Origin of the sequence: Actinosynnema sp. NPDC059335 (assembly GCF_042752395.1) — a bacterium.
Classification (GTDB): Bacteria; Actinomycetota; Actinomycetes; order Mycobacteriales; family Pseudonocardiaceae; genus Actinosynnema.
The window spans coordinates 41,620-60,575 of record NZ_JBHYXZ010000039.1 but is presented as its reverse complement, the minus strand read 5'-3'; the positions used below and the strand labels follow the sequence as shown (position 1 = coordinate 60,575).

General features: G+C 73.8%; 15 protein-coding genes. 9 read left to right on the top strand and 6 right to left on the bottom strand.

The genetic code is table 11. From position 1 onward, the window contains the following. The coding region (locus ACFXGA_RS14955; RefSeq protein ID WP_378088044.1) for an acyltransferase family protein at positions 1-398 on the top strand (398 nt) is incomplete at its 5' end. Here ACFXGA_RS14955 and ACFXGA_RS14950 read toward each other — a convergent pair. The 3 genes from ACFXGA_RS14950 to ACFXGA_RS14940 are packed head-to-tail and all read right to left on the bottom strand — an operon-like array spanning position 376 to position 4,099. After that, the gene (locus ACFXGA_RS14950) at positions 376-1,593 is read right to left on the bottom strand and encodes a glycosyltransferase family 1 protein (protein ID WP_378088042.1); all 1,218 of its coding nucleotides are present in this window, start codon (positions 1,591-1,593) and stop codon (positions 376-378) included. The genes ACFXGA_RS14955 and ACFXGA_RS14950 overlap by 23 nt on opposite strands. After that, positions 1,590-3,032 carry a lipopolysaccharide biosynthesis protein gene (locus ACFXGA_RS14945; protein ID WP_378088040.1) on the bottom strand — a complete coding sequence of 481 codons (1,443 nt, stop codon included), beginning with the start codon at positions 3,030-3,032 and terminating at the stop codon, positions 1,590-1,592. The genes ACFXGA_RS14950 and ACFXGA_RS14945 overlap by 4 nt, the downstream gene beginning before the upstream one ends. Continuing rightward, positions 3,017-4,099 (bottom strand): glycosyltransferase, encoded by a 1,083-nt coding sequence (locus ACFXGA_RS14940; RefSeq protein ID WP_378088038.1) that lies wholly within the window; start codon positions 4,097-4,099, stop codon positions 3,017-3,019. Before ACFXGA_RS14940 ends, ACFXGA_RS14945 begins: the two co-directional genes overlap by 16 nt. Before the next feature lie 93 nt (positions 4,100-4,192). Between ACFXGA_RS14940 and ACFXGA_RS14935 the strand changes: the two genes are divergently transcribed. From ACFXGA_RS14935 to ACFXGA_RS14920, 4 genes are all read left to right on the top strand, one after another. Beyond that, positions 4,193-5,041 carry a glycosyltransferase gene (locus ACFXGA_RS14935; RefSeq protein WP_378088036.1) on the top strand — a complete coding sequence of 283 codons (849 nt, stop codon included), beginning with the start codon at positions 4,193-4,195 and terminating at the stop codon, positions 5,039-5,041. Next, the gene (locus ACFXGA_RS14930) at positions 5,038-6,306 is read left to right on the top strand and encodes a hypothetical protein (RefSeq protein ID WP_378088034.1); all 1,269 of its coding nucleotides are present in this window, start codon (positions 5,038-5,040) and stop codon (positions 6,304-6,306) included. Before ACFXGA_RS14935 ends, ACFXGA_RS14930 begins: the two co-directional genes overlap by 4 nt. 109 nt (positions 6,307-6,415) lie before the next feature. Next, positions 6,416-7,693, top strand: coding sequence for a cytochrome D1 domain-containing protein (locus tag ACFXGA_RS14925; RefSeq protein ID WP_378088032.1), 1,278 nt, complete (start codon positions 6,416-6,418; stop codon positions 7,691-7,693). A gap of 69 nt (positions 7,694-7,762) precedes the next feature. Continuing rightward, entirely contained in the window at positions 7,763-8,062 is a 300-nt protein-coding gene (locus tag ACFXGA_RS14920; RefSeq protein ID WP_378088030.1) for a hypothetical protein, read from the top strand. Here ACFXGA_RS14920 and ACFXGA_RS14915 read toward each other — a convergent pair. Then, positions 8,050-9,261 carry an MFS transporter gene (locus ACFXGA_RS14915; protein ID WP_378088029.1) on the bottom strand — a complete coding sequence of 404 codons (1,212 nt, stop codon included), beginning with the start codon at positions 9,259-9,261 and terminating at the stop codon, positions 8,050-8,052. The genes ACFXGA_RS14920 and ACFXGA_RS14915 overlap by 13 nt on opposite strands. Positions 9,262-9,346: 85 nt before the next feature. On the opposite strand from ACFXGA_RS14915, the gene ACFXGA_RS14910 reads away from it, so the two are divergent. The 3 genes from ACFXGA_RS14910 (at position 9,347) to ACFXGA_RS14900 (ending at position 14,012) form a co-directional block, all read left to right on the top strand. Then, complete coding sequence (locus ACFXGA_RS14910) at positions 9,347-10,174, top strand: WecB/TagA/CpsF family glycosyltransferase (RefSeq protein WP_378088027.1); 828 nt, start codon at positions 9,347-9,349, stop codon at positions 10,172-10,174. Between the two features lie 2 nt (positions 10,175-10,176). Beyond that, positions 10,177-12,219, top strand: coding sequence for a glycosyltransferase (locus tag ACFXGA_RS14905; protein WP_378088025.1), 2,043 nt, complete (start codon positions 10,177-10,179; stop codon positions 12,217-12,219). Between the two features lie 272 nt (positions 12,220-12,491). Further along, complete coding sequence (locus ACFXGA_RS14900) at positions 12,492-14,012, top strand: serine/threonine-protein kinase (protein WP_378088023.1); 1,521 nt, start codon at positions 12,492-12,494, stop codon at positions 14,010-14,012. 36 nt (positions 14,013-14,048) lie between these two features. On the opposite strand, the gene ACFXGA_RS14895 is transcribed toward ACFXGA_RS14900, so the two are convergent. After that, positions 14,049-14,834, bottom strand: coding sequence for an enoyl-CoA hydratase/isomerase family protein (locus ACFXGA_RS14895; RefSeq protein ID WP_378088021.1), 786 nt, complete (start codon positions 14,832-14,834; stop codon positions 14,049-14,051). 446 nt (positions 14,835-15,280) lie between these two features. On the opposite strand from ACFXGA_RS14895, the gene ACFXGA_RS14890 reads away from it, so the two are divergent. Further along, positions 15,281-15,814, top strand: coding sequence for a LuxR C-terminal-related transcriptional regulator (locus tag ACFXGA_RS14890; protein WP_378088019.1), 534 nt, complete (start codon positions 15,281-15,283; stop codon positions 15,812-15,814). Positions 15,815-15,887: 73 nt separating this feature from the next. Here ACFXGA_RS14890 and ACFXGA_RS14885 read toward each other — a convergent pair whose 3' ends face one another. Then, entirely contained in the window at positions 15,888-18,707 is a 2,820-nt protein-coding gene (locus ACFXGA_RS14885) for an ATP-binding protein (RefSeq protein WP_378088017.1), read from the bottom strand. Positions 18,708-18,956: the final 249 nt, after the last annotated feature.

Sequence of the window (18,956 nt, the reverse complement as noted above, 5' to 3'; positions counted from 1 at the left end):
GGGTGGGGCTCGGCCTCGCCCCGGCCGGCGCGCTGGCCGTGGTCGGCTACGTCGGCTCCGGTCACCTGCCGGGCACGTTCGGCTACGTCGCGGGCACGGTGGTCCCGCTCGCCCTGCTCATCCCGGCCGTCGCGGTCGCCGACGTCACCGGCGCCCGGTCGCCCTTCCGCAACCGGACCGCGGTGCTCCTGGGCGAGGTGTCGTTCGCGTTCTACCTCGTGCACCAGGTGGTGATGCGGGTCGCCGAGGTCGCCAGGCCGCACGACCTCGGCCTGGCCGGGGCGGTGGGCATCGCCGGCGCGCTCCTCGTCGCCTCGCTGGTGGCGGCCTGGCTGCTGCACCGGCTCGTCGAACGGCCGGCGCAGCGCCGCCTGCTCAGGCCGACAGCTCCCGCCTGAGCACCTTCTCCAGCTCGTGCCCGGCCGCGTCCCAGGACCGGCCGGACACGCTGGCGGACGCGGCCCGCGCGACCGCGTCGAAATCGGGCGTGGTGACCACGTCGGACAACGCGCGGGCCAGGTCGTGCGGGGTCGGGGGCGCGTACCGGACGTGCTCGTTGTCCAGCACGACCCGGTTGTGCGCGGCGTCGTTGACCACCGGCACGCAGCCCGCGGCCAGCATCTCGTGCGGCACCAGCGACACGTTCGTCATCGACAGCGTGAGACCGGCGTAGCACCGGTTGTAGATGTCGTTCAACGCGTCCGGCGTGACCAGGCCGTGGTCCACGTGCCGCGGCCCGAGCGAGCCGATCTTCTCGCCGTAGGTGTGGATCGTGACGTCCGGGTGCCGCTCCGCGAAGACCTCCAGCGCCAGCAACCCGATCTCGATCGCCCGCCGGGGCGCGAGCCGACGCGCGTAGAACACCACGCCGTCCCGCCGCGCGCCCTCCCGCAGGCGGTACCGCCCGACGTCGCAGCCGAAGTCGAAGAAGTCGGCGGGCATGCCCACCTCGGTGCGCAGCTTGTCCGCCAGGTAGCGGCCCGCGGTGAACGCGTGGAACCCCATCCGGTAGGTGTTCTCGGCCAGCGCGGACAGCCCTCCGACCGGGAAGAACCACGGCTCGTAGTCCTGCACCAGGTAGAACCGCCGGCCCGCGCACGGGTCGTTGAACGCCGGGTAGGCCGTCATCCACGCGGTCGCGAACACGGCGTGGGCGTCGGCCATCCCCTCGGTCACGTCGTGCACCGTGCCGCGGAACCCCGGGTAGGCCGACCGGATCACCGGCTCGTGGTCGACCGCACGGCTGCCGTACACGTCGTACAGGTACAGCCGGCACGTGTGGCCCACCGACTCCAGGTGCTCGATGAGCCGGAACATCGTGGTGTGCCCGCCCGAGCCGGGCGACGGCGGCGTGCTGATCCAGTTCACGGTGAGCCGCCCGTCGGCGGGCACCGGCGGCACCACCACCGGCCGCGGCGCGCCGAGGTCCGCCGCCCGCACGTCCTCCAGGCGCACCGGGAACACCTCGGCGTCCGCGCCGAACCGCCGCGCCGCCCGACCGAGCGCGCGGGCGCCCACCTGGCGCACACCCTGTTCGCGCACGATGCGCGTGACCTGGTGCGCCCGCCGCCGCAACTGCCGGACGACCTTCACGTGCCACTCCTCCGCAACAGGCCCAGCACCTCGTGGCGCAGGGGGTAGACGACGGCGGCGTAGGCCAGCGACGCGAGCGCGCCGCTCACCAGGAGCCGCCACAGCGGTGCCTCGACCAGCTCCTCCACCCCGAGCGCGACCGCGACCATCACGAGACCGCCGAGCAGGGGACGTGCCACCGCCGCACCCAGGACACCCGCCCGCAGCCCGTAGGGCCGGAACGCCACCAGGTACGCGGGCACGATGAACACGAGCACGACCACGCTCTGCGCCGCCGCCACGCCGCGGATGCCGTCCACGTGCGCGCCCAGCGCCAGCAGCGGCACCAGCGCCGCGAGCCAGACGAGGTGGATGACGAAGATGGCCCGTGACCGGCCCGCGCTGGCCAGGTAGTCGTAGCCCAGCTCCAGCGCCACGCGCAGCGCGCCGAGCGCCACCAGCAGCGCCAACGCCTGCGCGGCGGGGGCCCACCGCTCGCCGTAGACGACCCGGACCAGCGGGTCCGCGAGCACGGCGAGCAGCACGCAGGCGGGCACGGTGGCCAGCGCGAGCAGCCGCAGGGCGCGGGCGAACGTCCGCGCGAACATCTCCGGATCGTCCCTGACCTGCGAGAACGCCGCCAGTGAGACGCTGCGCACCGGTTGCGAGAACGCGGCGACCGGCCAGTTCGCCAGGTTGAACGCGAGCAGGTAGTAGCCGAGCTGCACGGTGCCGAGCACGCTGCCGACGACGATCTGGTCGACGTTGAGCACGCCGAACACGAGCAGGCTCGCCCCGGCCAGCGGCAGGCCGAACGCGAGCAGCTCGCGCGCCTGCCGCGGGTCGAAGCCGGGCCGGTACCAGCGCTCGGTGTAGGCGAACATGACGCCGGCGGACACCAGGTTGGTGGCGATCCGCGACCAGGCGAGGCTCCACGCGCCGAACCCGAGCAGGGCGAGCACCACCGTCACGGCGGTCCCCACGACGAACGCCGACGTGTCGGCGACGAACTTGTGGTTCTGCCGGAACTCGCGCTGGAGCAGCGCGCCCGGCACCGCCGACACGCCCGCCACCACCAGCGACACCGACATGAGCCGGATCACCCCGGTGGCCTGCGGCGTGCCCATGGCCTCCGCGAACCACGGCGCGCCGAGCACGCAGACCAGGCACAGCAGCGTGCCCGAGGCGATGGACAGCGTGGTCACCGTGGGCGCCAGCTCCTCGACCGGCCGGTCGGTGCGCACGAGCGCGACGCTGACGCCCATCTCGCTGATGCTGAGCACGATGTTCATCACCACGAGCGCCACGGCGAACACGCCGAACTGCTCGGGGGCGACCAGCCGGGCGACGAGGATGCCGACGCCCACCTGGCCCAACCGCTGCACCAGGCTGTTGACCGCGCTCCAGCGGATCGCCGACGTGACCTTCCGCTCCAGGCCGGCGGTCACTGCCCGCGCCACTTCCAGACCTGCTTGGACACCAGGCCCCGGCCCCGCTTGACCAGGTGGCTGCCGACGAACACCTGCGTGCGGCTGCACAGCTTCGGCCCCAGCGCCCGGCGGCGTCGCAACGCGCCGTACTCGGGCAACCGCGTGGCGTCGGGGTACACCCGCCGGGCGAACGCGACCAGCTCGTCCACCGGGATCTCGGCCAACCGGTCGCGGTCGTAGGCGCGCACCGCCCGCCACAGGGCGTCCTTGGCGATCGACCGGTTGGCCAGCGCCCGCAGCCGTGGCGGCAGGTCGGGGTGCTCGGCGAAGAACCGCTCGAACACCGCCTGCCGCTGCTCCAGGTCGGCGAACAGGGACGAGAACTGCGTGCGCATCATGCTCTGCTGGTGCACCCGGTAGTACGCCGCGGGCTTGCCGCGCACGTACCCGATGTCGGACACCGCGGCGATGCGCATCCACATCTCCAGGTCGCCGGCGTGCGGCAGGTCCGGCCGGTAGCCGCCGACCCGTTGCTGCACCGACGTGCGCACCACGGCCTCGGGCGAGGACAGCACGTTCTGCCCGGTGCGGCAGCGGGCCTCGATCCAGTCCACACCGGACCACACCGTGCGACCGGGCGGGGGAGTGACGACGCGCGGAAGTCTCGGGTCGTCGTGACCTGTCGTCCGATCACCGACTCCGTCGGCGGTGTAGTAGACGACCCGCCCGTACACCATGCCGACGTTGGGGTGCGCCTCGAAGACCTCGGCGGCACGGGCCAGCGCGCCCGGCGCCAGCAGGTCGTCCGCGGACAGCAGCACGGTGTAGTCGGCCTTGGCCCACTCCAGCAGGCCCTCGTTGTAGGTGGCGATGTGGCCCTGGTTGACCTCGTGCCGCCGGCCCTCGACCCGCGGGTCGCGCACCAGCTCGGCCATGACCTCGGGCGTGTCGTCGCTCGACGTGTCGTCGATGATCAGCACCCGCACGTCCACGCCGGTTTGGTCGAGCACGCTCCGCACGCAGGCGCGGAGGAACCTCGCGTAGTTGTAGCAGGGGATGACGACGTCGACCGTTGGTCGTGCCGGGGGCTCAGTCACGCCCTACACATCGTGTCCGATCGCGGATCGTTAACGGCGCGGCCCCGATCCCGATGTACGGGACATACGGGAAGGGGCTCCATGGACCACGTCGTGCTGACGCGTTTCAACCTGCCGTCCGTCGGCGCGGAAAGCGTCGTGCGGGCACGGGACGGCTGGTTGACCGAACGCGTCGCGTTGTTCGAGCGGTACTGCCTGCCGTCGGTGGCGGCGCAGACCTCGGCGAACTTCCGGTGGCTCATCTACTTCGACCCGGAGAGCCCGCAGTGGCTCAAGGACCGCATCGAGGCGCACGGCGACGCGTACACGCCGGTGTTCCGCACGCAGGTCGGCCGGGAAGAGCTGATCGAGGACATCTCCGCCCTCTTCCCGGTCAAGGGCGAGGCGCTGATCACCACCAACCTCGACAACGACGACGGCCTGGCGGCGGACTTCGTGGCCCGGCTCCAGGCCGAGCGCCCGACCGGCCGCCGCACCGCCCTGTACCTGGCGAACGGTCTGGTCAAGAGCCCGGCCGGGCTGTTCTTCCACCACGACCGCGACAACGCGTTCGCGTCCATGCGGGAGACCTGGGACGACCCGGTGACGTGCTGGGCCGACTGGCACAACCGCCTGCACCGGCACGCCGAGGTGGTGTCGCTGGGCGGGCCGCCGGGCTGGCTCCAGGTCGTGCACGGCGGGAACGTGAGCAACCGCACACGCGGCCGGCTGGTCTCGCCCGCGCCCTACCGGCCGCTGTTCGGCGCGGCGCTGGACGACGTGCCCGAACCGGCGGGCGGCGTGCTGGCCCGCGACCGGTTCGTCGGGCGACCGCTGCGCTCGGCCCGCGACGGGGCGAGGTACCTGGCCAAGAACGCGGCGCTGCGGCTGCTCGGACCGGGCGGCTTCGAGAAGGCGAAGCAGGTGCTGGCCGCGCGCGGCCGCGTCCGGACCCCGAGGTGAGGCGGGGCACCGCGGCGGCGCTGACCTCCGGCTTCGCCCTGGCCCTGGCGCTGGCCGGGTGCGCCGCCGAGCCGGTGCGGCAGCCCGAACCGCCGGCCGCCGTGCCCCCGGGGCCGTCCGTCGACTACTACCGCAAGTGGTCCAACGGGCCGAACCCCGCCGGCGACCCGGCCGTGTTCCCGATCAACGTGTGGATGCAGGACCCGTCCGGCGTCGAGAACGGCGAGAAGCTCGGCCGCGCCTTCCCGAAGATCGGCATCGACTTCGGGATCGGGCTGTGGGAGGACGAGTGGTGGCACCTCCGGCAGGAGGGCCTGCACGAGACCGACTGGCGGGTGTACGTGGACGGCACCCGCGTGGACGACGTCCTGGCCGACACCGCGCACGCCCGCAACTACGTCGGCTACCTGATCGCGGACGAACCGGACATGACCAAGGTCTACGGCGACGTGTTCCACCCCGACATGCAGCCGTCGGCGATCGTGAAGGCCGCCGACGCGGTGCGCGCCCAGGACCCGACCCGGCCGACCTACCTCAACTTCAGCCCGTGGATGGGCACCCCGACCGGCGAGGTCGGCTACGGCTACATCGAGAAGTCCTACGAAGAGGACATGCGCACGTACTGCTCGGCCGCGGACATCGCGTCGGCCGACTACTACGGCTGGACGCACCCCGACCGCAACCACACCGTCGGCGCGTACAGCTACGGGCAGGTCATCGACACCATGCGCAAGTGGTGCGGCCCGGACAAGCCGCTGTACGGGTTCGTGGAGACCGGGCACCCGCACGACCGCGGCGAGATCATCCAACCCGACCAGCTCGAATCGGCCGTGTGGAACACCGTCCTGCACGGCGCGACCGGCATCAACTACTTCGCGCACAGCTTCTACACCGACGGCACCGGCGAGTACTCCAGCGTGCTGACGCGGCCGGAGATCACCGCCCGGGTCGCCGCCGTCAACGCGCGGCTGAAGTCGCTCGCCCCGGTGCTCAACGCGCCCAACCTGCCCGGCGTGACGGCCGGGAGCGACAACGGCATCCCGGTGGCCGTGCTGCACAAGCGGGTCGGCGACGAGCGGTGGGTGCTGGCCCAGACCGACGGCACCAAGGACGACCCGCGCAGCCGCGCCGCCCGCGTCACCCTGACCGTGCCGGCGTCGTCGGGCACCGCCACGGTGGTGGGCGAGGACCGGACCGTGCCGATCGTGGACGGGCGGATCGTGGACGACTTCGGGCCGTACGGGGTGCACGTGTACCGATTCTGACCCGCTAACGGCGCAGTGGTCCCCGCCGATTGGAGCACTGCGGGACCCCAACCCCTGGAGGTCGATAGTGCTGCTCGGACGATTTCGCAAGGCGCCGGCCACGTGCGGCGTGGTCGCGTTGGGAGCGGCGCTGCTGCTCGTGCCGCCCGGCACGGCGGCGGCGCAGGACCCGGTCCGCGTGCTCGGGTACGTCGCCAACAACGGCGGCGGGGTGTCGGTGCTGGACACCGCCACGAACGCGGTCACCACGACGCTCGTCGACTCGGCCGGCGACTCGCCGTACGGCGTCGGCGTCGCGTTCGACGGCACGCGCGGGTACGTCACGAACGTGCGCGACGACACGCTGACCGTCATCGACACGCCGACCAACACCGTGGACGCGGCGGTGCCGGTCGGCGACGGGCCGGCCGGTGTCGTGGTGTCGCCCTCCGGCGGGCACGTGTACGTGTCCAACTACGCGGCGGGCACCGTCTCCGTGGTGGACGCGGCCACGCTGACGACCACCGAGACGATCCCGGTGGGCGCGAACGCGGACGGCATCGCGATCACCCCGGACGGCACGCGGCTGTACGTGGCGCACGACGTCGTGGGTCCGGGCACGGTGTCCGTGGTGGACACCGCGACGAACACCGAGATCGCCGACATCCCGACCGGCAGCACCCCGACCGCAGTGGCGGTGACGCCGGACGGCGCGAAGCTCGTGGTCGTCAACAAGTTCTCCAACAACGTGGCCGTGGTGGACACCGGGTCCAACGCCGTGCTCGGCACGGTGCCGGTGAGCTTCATCCCGCACGGCGTGGCGATCTCGCCCGACGGCGCGCGGGCGTACGTGACCAACAGCGAGGCCCACAGCCTGTCCGTGGTGGACCTCGTCGCGTTGACGCCGGTGGCGCAGATCCCGGTCGGCAGCAGGCCGATCGGCGTCGCGCTCACCCCGGACGGCGCGAAGGCGTACGTGACGAACTACAACAGCGGCACGGTGTCCATCGTGGACACCGCGAGCCTGGCGGTCGTGGGCTCGGTCCCGGTGGGGGCGAACCCGGTGGGCCTCGCGATCCACGCCGTCCCGCCCGCGCCGACCAGGCTCGTGGCCGGGTACGGGCAGCTCCAGCTGCGCCTGCTCGGCTTCACCGCGCGGGGTCTGGACGCCACGCTCACCGAGTCGCACACGGGCCGGCCGGTGGCGGGCAAGGCGATCGCTTTCCGCACGATCAAGGGCCACCCGCTGTGCACCGCGACCACGAACGCCCAGGGCAAGGCGCAGTGCGACGCGAACGTGCCGCTGCTGGTGGGGCTCTCCACCCTGCTCCGGGGCTACACGGCGAGCTACGCGGGCGACACGACCCACGGCCGTGCCGCGGCGCACGGGGCGATCGGCCTGCTCTGACCGCGTGTAGCGAGCGGGGCTGAGGGGCACCTCCCGGGAGGACCGGAACCGACCTCCCGGGGGAGTGCCATGCGCTTCGACTCCGACAAGGACATCGACTTCGCCGAGGACGCCGATCCCGGCAGCTTCCCGACGGAGCGGTCGCGGCGTCGGGCCATCGGCCTCGACCGCTGGTCGGGCCGCCACCCGGTGCTGGTCACGCTCCTGACCGGCGCGGGCCTGGGCGTCCTGATGTGGTGGGCCCTGCTGGACGTGCGGCCGGAGAAGCTCGCCCTCCGCCTGGTGATCTACGTCGGGTTCGTGGTCGCCGCGACGGTGTTGGTCGCCCGGTTCGCGCTGAAGGCCAGGAAGCGGTACTACGGCCGCTGAGCGTTGAGCCGCCAGGCCACCACGACCGCCACCGCCAGCGACCCGATCGCCGCCCACACCGCGGCGCCGAACGCGGCGAACTGGAGCAGGAAGCCGAACGCCACGGACGACACCAGCCGCGCCAACGCCTGCCCGGTCTGCACCACCGCGAGCCCCGACGCGCGCAGCGACTCGGGCACGAGACCGCTCACCCGCGCGGACAGCACGCCGTCCGTGGCGGCGTAGAACAGGCCGTGCAGCAGCAGTGCCGCGCCGACGCCGAGGTAGCCGGTGCCGGGTGCGAGCAGCAGCACGTACACCGCCAACAACAGCACGTGCCCGCCGAGGAACACCGGCCACCGGCCGACCCGGTCCGCCAACCGCCCGACCGGCGCGGCGGCCACGAGGAACACCAGGGCCGTGCCCAGCGGCAGCAGCGGCAGCAGGTGCAGCGGCGCGTCGGTCGCGTCCTGCACCAGGATGAACACGAACGCGTCCGAGAGCGTTGCGAGGCCGAGCACGGCCGCCGCGACCGCCAGCCGCCGGTAGCCCGCCTCCCGCAGCAGCGCGAGGCCCGCCCGCACCGACGGGCGCGGCCCGGCGAGCACCGGGCGCGGGTTCTCCCGCACGAACGCCACCAGCACGATCAGCCCCACCGCGGCGAAGCACGCGCTCACCACGAACACCGGACCCGCGACCGTGCCGATGCCGTACAGCAGCAGGAACGTCACCAGCGGCCCGAGGAGCGCGCCGACGGTGTCCATGCTGCGGTGCAACCCGAACGCCGCGCCGAGCCGGTCCGGCGGCGTGGCCAGCGAGATCAACGCGTCCCGCGGCGCGGTGCGCAGGCCCTTGCCCGCGCGGTCGGCCGCCATGGCCGCGCCGATGCCGAACGCCGACGCGCCCACGACCGGGAAGATGAGCTTCGTCACCGCCGACAGCCCGTAACCGACCGCCGCGATCGCCTTGTGCCGGTGCGTGCGGTCGGAGACGTGCCCGCCGACGAGCCGCAGCACGGCCGTCGCGCCCGTGTAGAGGCCGTCCAGGACGCCGAACTGGGCGTAGCCCATGTTGAGCGTGAACAGCAGGTAGACCGGCATGAACGCGGTGACCATCTCGGCCGAGACGTCGGTCAGCAGGCTCACCGCGCCGAGCGCGACCACCGTGCCCGGCACCTTGCCCCTGACCCGCTCGCTCGGCCGGACGGACGCTACGTACATGCCCCCGTTATCGGTCACGTGCGGTGACCGTTACCGGTGCGGGCCCCGTCGTAACGGGGACCACGCCGAACCCGATGACGCGGGTATGCCGGAACTCCCGCAGCCCCGCGTCCGCGTGGGCGCAGTCGACGTGTGGTCCGTCCGCGAGTCCGGTGTCGCCGATCACGTCGCCGCCGCGTGGCGGCGGGCCGAGGGCGGCGCGATCGTCACGGCCAACGTGGACATCGTGCGCGCCGCCACCCGTCGCCCCGAGCTGGCCGCGCTGATCGCCGAGTCGGAACTCGTCGTGGCCGACGGCATGCCGGTGGTGTGGGCGGGCCGGCTCGCGGGCGTGCCCGTGCCGGAACGGGTCACCGGGTCGTCGCTCGTGTTCACCCTGGCCGGGGCCGCCGCCCGCGAGGGCCGCTCGGTGTACCTGCTCGGCGGCGAGCCGGGCGTGCCGGAGAAGGCCGCCGAGGTGCTGGCCGGCCGGTACCCGGGGTTGCGGGTCGCGGGCACGGACTCGCCGCCGTTCGGCTTCGACGCCGATCCGGGGGCGACCGCCGCGACGGTGGCCAGGGTGGTGCGGGCCGAGCCGGACCTGGTGCTGGTCGGGCTCGGCTTCCCCAAGCAGGAACGCCTGATCCGGCTGCTGCGCGCGGAGCTGCCGCGGGCGTGGTTCCTGGGCTGCGGCGCGGGCATCCCGATGGCCGCGGGCGAGTTCAAGCGGGCCTCGGGCGTGGTGCAGAAGATGGGCGCGGAGTGGCTGCACCGCCTCGCCCTCGAACCGCGCCGCCTGGCCAAGCGCTACCTGCGCGACGACCTGCCGTTCGCCTTCCGCCTGCTCGGGGGCGCGCTGCGCACCCGCCTCCGCCGCACCACCGCCGGGACCGCCGGCGACCAGACCACCGCCGGCGCCCGGATCGGGGAGTAGAAGTGCCGCTTGCCGTCGTCGTCGTGACCTACCAGAGCGCGGAGGTCGTCGAGGACTGCCTCAGGTCCGTGGACGCGGCCCTGGCGTCCATCCCGGACAGCCGGGTCGTGGTCGTGGACAACGCCTCCACCGACGACACGGTGGCGATCGTCGCCCGCGTCGCCCCGCACGCGCAGGTCGTGGCGCGGACCGCCAACGACGGGTTCGCGGCGGGCGTCAACGCCGGGTTCGCCGCCGCGCCCGACTGCGACGTGCTGGTGCTCAACCCCGACGTCCGGCTCGACCCGGACGCCGTCGCGCTGCTGCGCGCCGCGCTGTCCCTGCCCGGCACCGGCATCGCCGTGCCCCGGCTGACCGGTCCCGACGGCGCGCCGCAGCTGTCCTTGCGCCGCGCGCCGAACCCGTTGCGCGCGTTGGGGGAGGCGATCCTCGGCGGCCCGCGCGCGGGCCGGTCCGCCGCCCTCGGCGAGCTGGTGGTCGACCCGATCCGGTACGAGACGGCCGGGACGGCGGACTGGGCGACCGGCGCGGCGTGGCTGATCTCCCGCGAGGCGCGCGAGGCGACGGGCGTGCTGGAGGAGCGGTACTTCCTGTACTCGGAGGAGACCGAGTACATGCTGCGCGCGGGCCGGCGCGGGCACGCCGTGCGCTACGAGCCGCGCGCGCGGGCCGTGCACCTCGGCGGCGAGCAGTCGACGTCGCCGGTGCTGTGGTCGATGGCCACCACGAACCGGGTGCGGATGGTGCGCGAGCGCAACGGTCGGTGGGCGGCGTTCGCGATGTGGTGGGCCGTGCTGCTGAACGAGCTGCTGCGCCTGCCGCGCGGGGCCAAGCACCGCCGTGCCGTCGGCGACCTGCTGCGCTGGCGGCGGTGGCCGCAGCGGCCCGGCGCGGGCGCGGAGCCCGGCTGGGTGTGCTTCTCCGCGCAGGACTGGTGGTACCACAACCGGGCGCACTCGGACTTCCAGCTCATGCGGTCGATGGCCGCGCACCGCCGGGTGCTGGTGGTCAACAGCATCGGCATGCGGATGCCCACCCGGGGCAACAGCACGCACGTGTCCCGGCGGATCCTGCGCAAGCTGCGCAGCGTGGCCAAGTTCGTGCGCCGGCCGCTGCCGGACTTCTACGTGATGTCGCCGTTGCCGCTGCCGTTCTACGGCTCGCCGCTGCTGCGCAAGGTCAACGCCGTGCTCGTCCGGGTCCAGGTGCGCGCGGTGGCCCTGGCGCTGGGCCTGCGCACGCCGGTGATCATGGTCACCATCCCGACCGCGTGGGACGTCGTCGCGCCGATGCGCCGGCACCGCCTGGTGTTCAACCGCTCCGACCGGCACTCCGACTTCCCCGAGGCCGACCGCGCGTCCATCGAGGCGCTGGAGAACCAGCTCCTGGACCACGCCGACCACGTGGTGTACGTCAGCCACGCGTTGATGGAGGAGGAGCGGGCGCGCACCGGTTCCCGCGCCTACTTCCTCGACCACGGCGTGGACGTCGACCACTTCACCGCGCGGCCGCAGCACGAGTGGCCGGACGACGTCCGCGCCGTCCCCGGCCCCCGGATCGGCTTCTTCGGCGCGCTGGACGACTTCGTGGTCGACTTCGACCTGCTGGAACGCGTCGCCGCCGAGCTGCCGGACGCGTCCCTGGTGCTGATCGGCGACGCGACGCACCCCATGGAGCGCTTCGACAAGTACCCCAACGTGCACTGGCTGGGCTTCCGCCCGTACGACCTGATCCCGGCCTACGGCTCGGCGTTCGACGTGGCGATCATGCCGTGGCAGGACAACGACTGGATCAAGCGGTCCAACCCGATCAAGCTGAAGGAGTACCTGGCGCTGGGCCTTCCGGTCGTCAGCACGGACTTCGCCGAGCTGGCCCACTACACCGACCGCGTCCGCGCCGCCCGCTCGCACGCCGAGTTCGTCGACGCCCTGCGCCGGACCCTGTCCGACGGCCCCCTGCTCCCGCCCCGGGCGCTGCGCACCTCCGTCCAACCCCACTCCTGGCAATCCCGAACCCGAACCCTCCTCACCCTCACCACCACGTGAGCCCACCCGCCAAACCCGCGTGTCCAACCTCCAGAACACCCGTGTCCTACCCTCAGAACCCGCGTGTCCTACGTTCAGAACGCGTGTGTCCTACGTCCAGAACGCGTGAGTCGTACGTCCAGGACCCCTGAGTTCAACGCTCAGGACGCCCGACCCGGTCCCGAGACACCCTCGACTGCACGACCCCGCCCGAGGTTGCGCGGTTGTGGCCTGCGCCGCGAACCCCGCCGTCCGGGCCGACCGGGGCGGCCGGCCCCTCTAGTGTGGGTGTCGTGCAGCCACTGCCCCCGAACGCCCCGTCGCGGATCGGCGACTACACGCTGCTCGCCGCCCTCGGCCGCGGCGCGATGGGGTCGGTCTACCTGGCGCGGTCACGCGGCGGGCGGCCGATCGCGGTCAAGGTCGCGCGGGCCGAGCTGGCCGACAACCCGCAGTTCCGCGAGCGCTTCCGCCGCGAGGTCGAGATGGCACGCGCGGTCGGCGGCTTCTGGACCGCCACCGTCGTGGACGCCGACCCGGACGCCGACCGGCCGTGGATGGCCACCGAGTACATCCCCGGCCCGAGCCTCCAGCAGGCCGTCCAGGACCACGGGCCGCTGCCCGAACGCGCCGTGCGCCGCCTCGCCGGCGGCCTGGCCGAGGCCCTGGTCGCGATCCACGGCGCGGGACTGGTCCACCGCGACCTCAAGCCGTCGAACGTCCTGCTGGCCGACGACGGCCCCCGCGTGATCGACTTCGGCATCGCCCGCGCCCTGGAGCACTCCGCGCTCACCGAGGCCGGCATCGTGTTCGGCACCCCCGGCTACCTCTCGCCCGAGCAGGTCGTCGGCCGGCGGATCACCGCCCAGAGCGACGTGTTCGCGCTCGGCTCGGTGCTGGTCTACGCCGCGACCGGCGGCGGGCCGTTCGGCGAGGGCGCCACGTCCGCGCTGGTCTACCGCGTGGTCCACCAGGAGCCCGACCTGTCCCGCGTGCCGCCGGGCCTGGTGCCGCTGATCGTGCCGTGCCTGGTCCGCGAACCGGAGCACCGCCCCACGCCCGCGCGCCTGCTGGAGGTGATCGGCCCGCCGTCGGCCGAACCGTCCTGGCTGCCGCCGCGCGTGCGGACCATGGTCGAGCAACGGCACACCGAGCTGAGCAAGCTGCCCGCCAAGCCGCCGACCCGCGTGCTGGTGGACGACCCGCCGCCCAAGCCGCCGACCCTCGTCGCCCCCGCGGCGACGAACCTCCCGGCGGTCGCGCGCCACCCGGTCCCGGCCGAACCCGACCGCAAGGACGTCCGCCCCACCGGCGTCCGCTTCAAGACCTCCCGCGCGGTCGGCCTGAGCTGGGCCGGCGCGAACGTGGTGGCCGCCCTCGTCACCGCCTCCGTCGCGGACTCGGCGTCGGGCGCGCCGGGCGCGGTGCGGCTGGCCGCGTTCGTCGCGTTCCTGGCGTTCGCGCTGGCCGGCGTCCGGCTCCTGATCGGCGTCGCCCGCTCGCCGCTCACCCTCGACGTCGGCCCCGACGGCATCACGCTGTCCAACGGCGCCCGCTCGCACCGCCTCCCGTGGTACGCCATCGCCCGCGTCAAGGTCGAGGCCCACCACGCCCGCCCGTGGCTCGTGGTCTGGCTGGTGCCCGCCGCCAAGACCCCGGACACCCTGGGCCGCGGCAGCTTCACCCGGCACCAGGGCGGCCTGCGGGTCTACCCGATCTCGCACGAGCGCTACCGCAAGCGCCGCGACCGGGACGTGGTCGAGCTGCGCTCCGCCCTGGCCTGGTACGGCTCCGCCGCCTACGACCCCCGCTAGGGCGACCGCCACCGACCCCCGAGGCGCGGGCGAAGGTCAGCGACCGCTGAACGTCGCCTTGCCCGGTCCGTCGGTCAGGAACGACCGCACCGCGCCGCGCAGGTCCTCGGTGTCGAACAGCTCGGCCGCGATCGCCGCGACGTGCTCGTTCGCCTCCGCCACGCCGCCGCTCTCGAAGTGCGCCAGCACCCGCTTGGTGGCCGCGTGCGCCACCGTGGGCCCGGCCGCGAGCGCCAGCGTGAACTCCAGCGCCGCGTCGTCGAACCCCTCGTCGGGCAGCACCCGGTTCACCACGCCCCACCGCTCCAGCGTGGCCGCGTCGTAGCGCTCGCCGGTCATCACCAGCTCCTTGGCCCGCCCCACGCCCGCCCGCGCGGCCAGCCGCTGCGTGCCGCCCATGGTCGGGGTCAGCCCGATGACCTTCTCCACCAGCCCGAACCTGGCCCGCTGCGCGGCCAGGACCACGTCGCACGCCAACGCGACCTCGAACGCCCAGGTCAGGCACAGCCCGTGGGCCGCGAACACGGTCGGGAACGGCAGCGCGGCCACCCGCTCCGGCAGGTCCAGCATCCGGTCGAACAGGGCCTTGGCCTGCGCGGGCGTCTTCCGCGCGGCGAACAGCGCCACATCGACGCCGCCGCTGACGACCTTGCCCTCGTAGCGGATCAGCAACGCCCGCGCGGGCCGCTCCTCCAGGTCCTCGACCGCCGCCTCCAGCAGGTCCTGCAACTCGCCGGTGTAGAGGTTCAGCGGGGGCGCGGCGACCGTGAGCACGGCCAGCCCTGCCGCGTCCCGCTCGAGGCGGAGGAGTTGCGCTGCCACGGGCGTGCACCCTACACGCGTCCGGAATGCCGAAAAGCACGTGCCCGAATGGACCAGCGCGGGTGAAAATCTGCCACTGTGTTCGTGGACCGTTCAGCCCGAACCCCTTGACCGCCGCGCCGGGCGGTCCCGGGCGGAGCGTGCCGACCGACCCGGCCCTGTTCGCGGGGGTCGTGGCGGCCGTCGTCTCATTTGGACGCGGCGGCCATTCGCCGCGCCACCCGTACTGACCTGGTCGAAGCGCGGGCGTCGGGCGGCCGACCCGGCTACCGTGAGGTGTTCGCGCCCGCCGACGACCGCTGTGCGGAGCACTGCTCCGAAAAGCGGCTATGAGGGCCATCGGGTTCCCATATCCCTGTTGTGATGTGTCTCACTTGACAGTTAATAAACGCCCCAGTTGAGTATGTGGCGAAAGTCGGCCGCGGAATGAAATGGGGATCAGTCCAGTGGCTTTCGCCGTTGAGTTGACATTTCGTGATGCGCGCCAGGTGCGGAGATCCATTCATCTCGCGCACCGGGAATATTGGCGTCCGCTCGCCGAGCAGGGTGTGCTCGTCGGAACCGGCCCGTGGGCCGACGGTTCCGGCGTGCTGCTGATCGTGCAGGTGCCCGACGACGCCGCGGCCCGGGACCTGGTGCGCGGTGACCCGTACGTGCGATCGCAGTCGATCGCCGAGGTTCGCATACGCCAGTGGCACGTGCTGCTGGGTGTGCCGGAAGGTGAGCGCGTGCCGGGCATGGTCCGGCCGCGCGACGGGCAGAGCGCCGAGGCGCGCTCGCGCGAGCCGCTGACGCCGCACGAGCACCGGATCGCCCTGATGATGTTGGAGGGGATGACGAACCGCCAGATCGCCGAGCACTTCTCGGTGTCGACCCGGGCCGTCGAACTCCACATCACCCGCATCTACCGCAAGCTCGACATCGGCCGGCGGGCGCAGCTCGCCGCGGCGATGCCGTGGGGCCAGCGCTCGTACCTGTAGCGGACGTACCGGTCTGACGCGACGCCGCGAGGAACGGCGGGACACCCCCGCCACCCTCGCGGCGTTCCCGTGCTCAGACCACCAGGTCGGCCCTCGACGCCACGCCGAGCTTGCGCAACGCCCGCGCCACGTGCTGCTCCACCGTGCGCGGCGACAGGAACAGCACCTCGGCGATCTCGCGGTTCGTCCGCCCCTGCGCGACCAGCCGCGCCACGTCCCGCTCGCGCGGCGACAACGCGTTGCCGTAGCCGCGCCGACCGCGCCGTGACGGCGTGGCCACGCCCGCGCCGCGCACCGCGTGCCGGCACCGCGCCGCGTCCCGGCTCGCGCCCAGCGCGTCGAACCGCGCCGCCACCTCGCCCAGCGCGGCTGCCGCGGTCCCGTCACCGCGCTCCAGCGCCAGCACCGCGATCCGCTCCGACAGCCGCGCCGAGTAGTACCGCAACCCCAGCCCGTCGGCCGCCCGGCGCGCGTCCTCCAGCAGCGCCGCCGCGTCGTCCCGACCTTCGCGCAGCGCGAGCGAGGCCCGGCACGTCTTCAGCGCCACGTGCGCGAGCGGCGCGTCCCGGTCGGCCAGCCCGGCGTCGAACTCCGCCACCAGCCGGACCGCGTCCGCCACCCGCCCGGCCGCGCAGAACGCGTCCACCGCCGCCGGGGCCAGCTCGCCCAGCCACGCCCACACGCCCTTGCGCCGGGCGAGGTCCAGCCCGCGGTCCGCCTCGGCGCACGCCCGCGCCGGGTCTCCGCGTTCCAGCCACAGCCGCGCCGACGCGGCGAACCCGCCCAGCGCCACCGGCGTGATCGCGTTCTCCACCGACCGCACCCCGCACGCACCCAGGTGCCGCTCGGCCGCGGCCCAGTCGCCCCGCGCCACCGCCAGGCACCCCAGCACCAGGTCGATCTCCCCGGCGACGGGCAGCATCTCGCGGTACTCCTCCAGCAGCCGCGCGCCCCGGTCGGCGAGCGTCGCCCAGTCCCCGCGGTACCAGTCGAGGTGGATGCGGGTGGACTGGCCGGTGCCCTCGGTGAACGGCACGCCCGCGCCGACCGTGAGGCGCAGGCCCCGGTCGAGGAAGTCGCGGGCCAGGTCGAAGTGCCCGACCAGGGCGAACGCGTCGGCCAGGTTGCAGTGCGCCCGCGCCAGGTGCCGCCGCACGGTCACGTCCGCCGCCGTGTCGGGCAGCCGGTCCAGCTCCGCCATCACGGTGTGGTCGCCGATCGACATCCGCGAGCCGAGCTGGTTGGCCAGCAGCGCGTACCGCGTCTCCTCGTCCGCGCACGAGCCGATGAACGCCTCCACCTCGCGCAGCCACCGCAGGTGCTCGGCCAGCGGCGTGCCGCCGAAGTACGGCTGGGCCAGCACGGCCCGCGCCCGCATCGCCAGGTCCGGGCGGTCGGCCAGCTCGCCGATGGCGCGCTCGACGACCTCCCGGGCGTGCCGCGGGCCGTCGAACTGCCGGATCAGCAGGAACCCGAGGTTGAGCCGCACCTCGCCGCGCGCGGCGGTGGACAGCCGCCGGTCGTCGAGCAGGCGTTCCAGCGTGGCACGGGGGTCGCGCTGGTCCAGCCCGCCGCGGGCGACCTGCCCGAGCTTCACCGCGAGCCGGTCCACGTCGGCGGGCGTGAGCGACGCCTCGTCCAGCAGCCGCCGGTAGAGGTGGGTGGCGGTGGCCGGGTCGCCGACCTCCAGCGCCCGGTCGGCGGCGGCCTCGCCGTGCCGCAGCCAGTCCGCCGCCAGCCCGGCGCGCCGGCTGTGCTCGGCCAACTGCCGGTGCGGGCGCGGGGAGGCGTGTTCGAGGGCGTGCAGGGCGCGCAGGTGCAGGCGTTGCCGTTCGGGACCGGTGAGCGTGTCGTAGACGGCCTGCTGGGCGAGCGAGTGCCGGAAGCCGTAGCGCACGTCGGCGGTCTCGTGCAGCACGCCGCTGTGCAGGGCGTGGGTGAGCGCGGCCCGGGCCCGGTCCGGGGCGACGGCCCCCACGTCCGCGAGGAGCCGTTCGGTGGCGGGCACGCCGAGCACGGCGGCGGCCTGGGCGATGCGCCGGCCCGTGGCGGGCAGCCGGGCCAGGCGTTCGGCCATCGCGTCGCGCAGCAGCGCGGGCACGCCGACCGCGTCCAGCAGCCGCCAGTCCGGGGCGCGCACGGCCCGCAGCACCTCCTCGACCACGAACGGGATGCCGGCCGTGCGCTCGTGCAGGCGGGCGGCGAACCCGGCGGGCACCGCCTCCACGCCGAGGATCGCGGCGGTGAGGTCGTGCACCTGGTCCACGTCCAGCGGGCCCAGCTCGACCAGCGCCGACGCCACCCCGGCGGGCGGCCGGTACGCGCTGCCCAGCGGCATCCCGCCGGGCGCGTCCTCACGGCGGTAGGTGACCAGGGTGGTCAGGTTCGGCGGCGGGTCGGCCATCAGGAAGCGCAGCAGGTGGCGGCACCCGTCGTCGGCCCAGTGCAGGTCCTCGACCACCAGCAGCACCGGGCCGAGGGCGGACAGCAGCTCGCGCACCGCGCGGAACAGGTGGTGCCGTTCGTGGCGCGGGTCGTCCGGGCGCTCGGGCGGCTCGGGCAGGCGCCCGGCGAGTTCGGGCAGCAACGGTCGCAACACACCGGTCACAGGGCTCAGTGACGCCCGACCGAGGTAGTCGCCCACGTTCCGCAACGCGTCGAGCACCGCGCCGTACGGGAACGGCTCGCGCAGCGGCTGGCAGAACCCGGTGAGCACGCGCAGCGGCCGCAGCTCCGCCCGGCCGAGCAGCTCGCGCACCAACCGGCTCTTGCCCACCCCGGCCTCGCCCGCCACGAGCACCACCGACGGCTGCGCGGCCACCGCGTCCAGCACCGCGGCCAGCTCGTCGCCCCGACCCACCAGGACGGGGGAGCTGGTTCGCGGTGGCGTCATGCGCTCTCCAGGCGGTTCCGGTTGCGGGCGGGGTCTCGACCGGCCCCAGTATTAGAACCCGAATCGTTCGGCGGGGGCACCCCGCTGGCCGTCGGTCCACCCCGGGTCGCATCGGTCGTGAATGTTGATCTGAACGGGTGGCAATCGCCGGCGGCGCGGAGCGGAAGTGCGACCGAAATGCTCACCGACCGTGCGGTATGTCACATGATTAGGCGATCCGGGTGATGCCTGTCAATACTCCTTACCCGT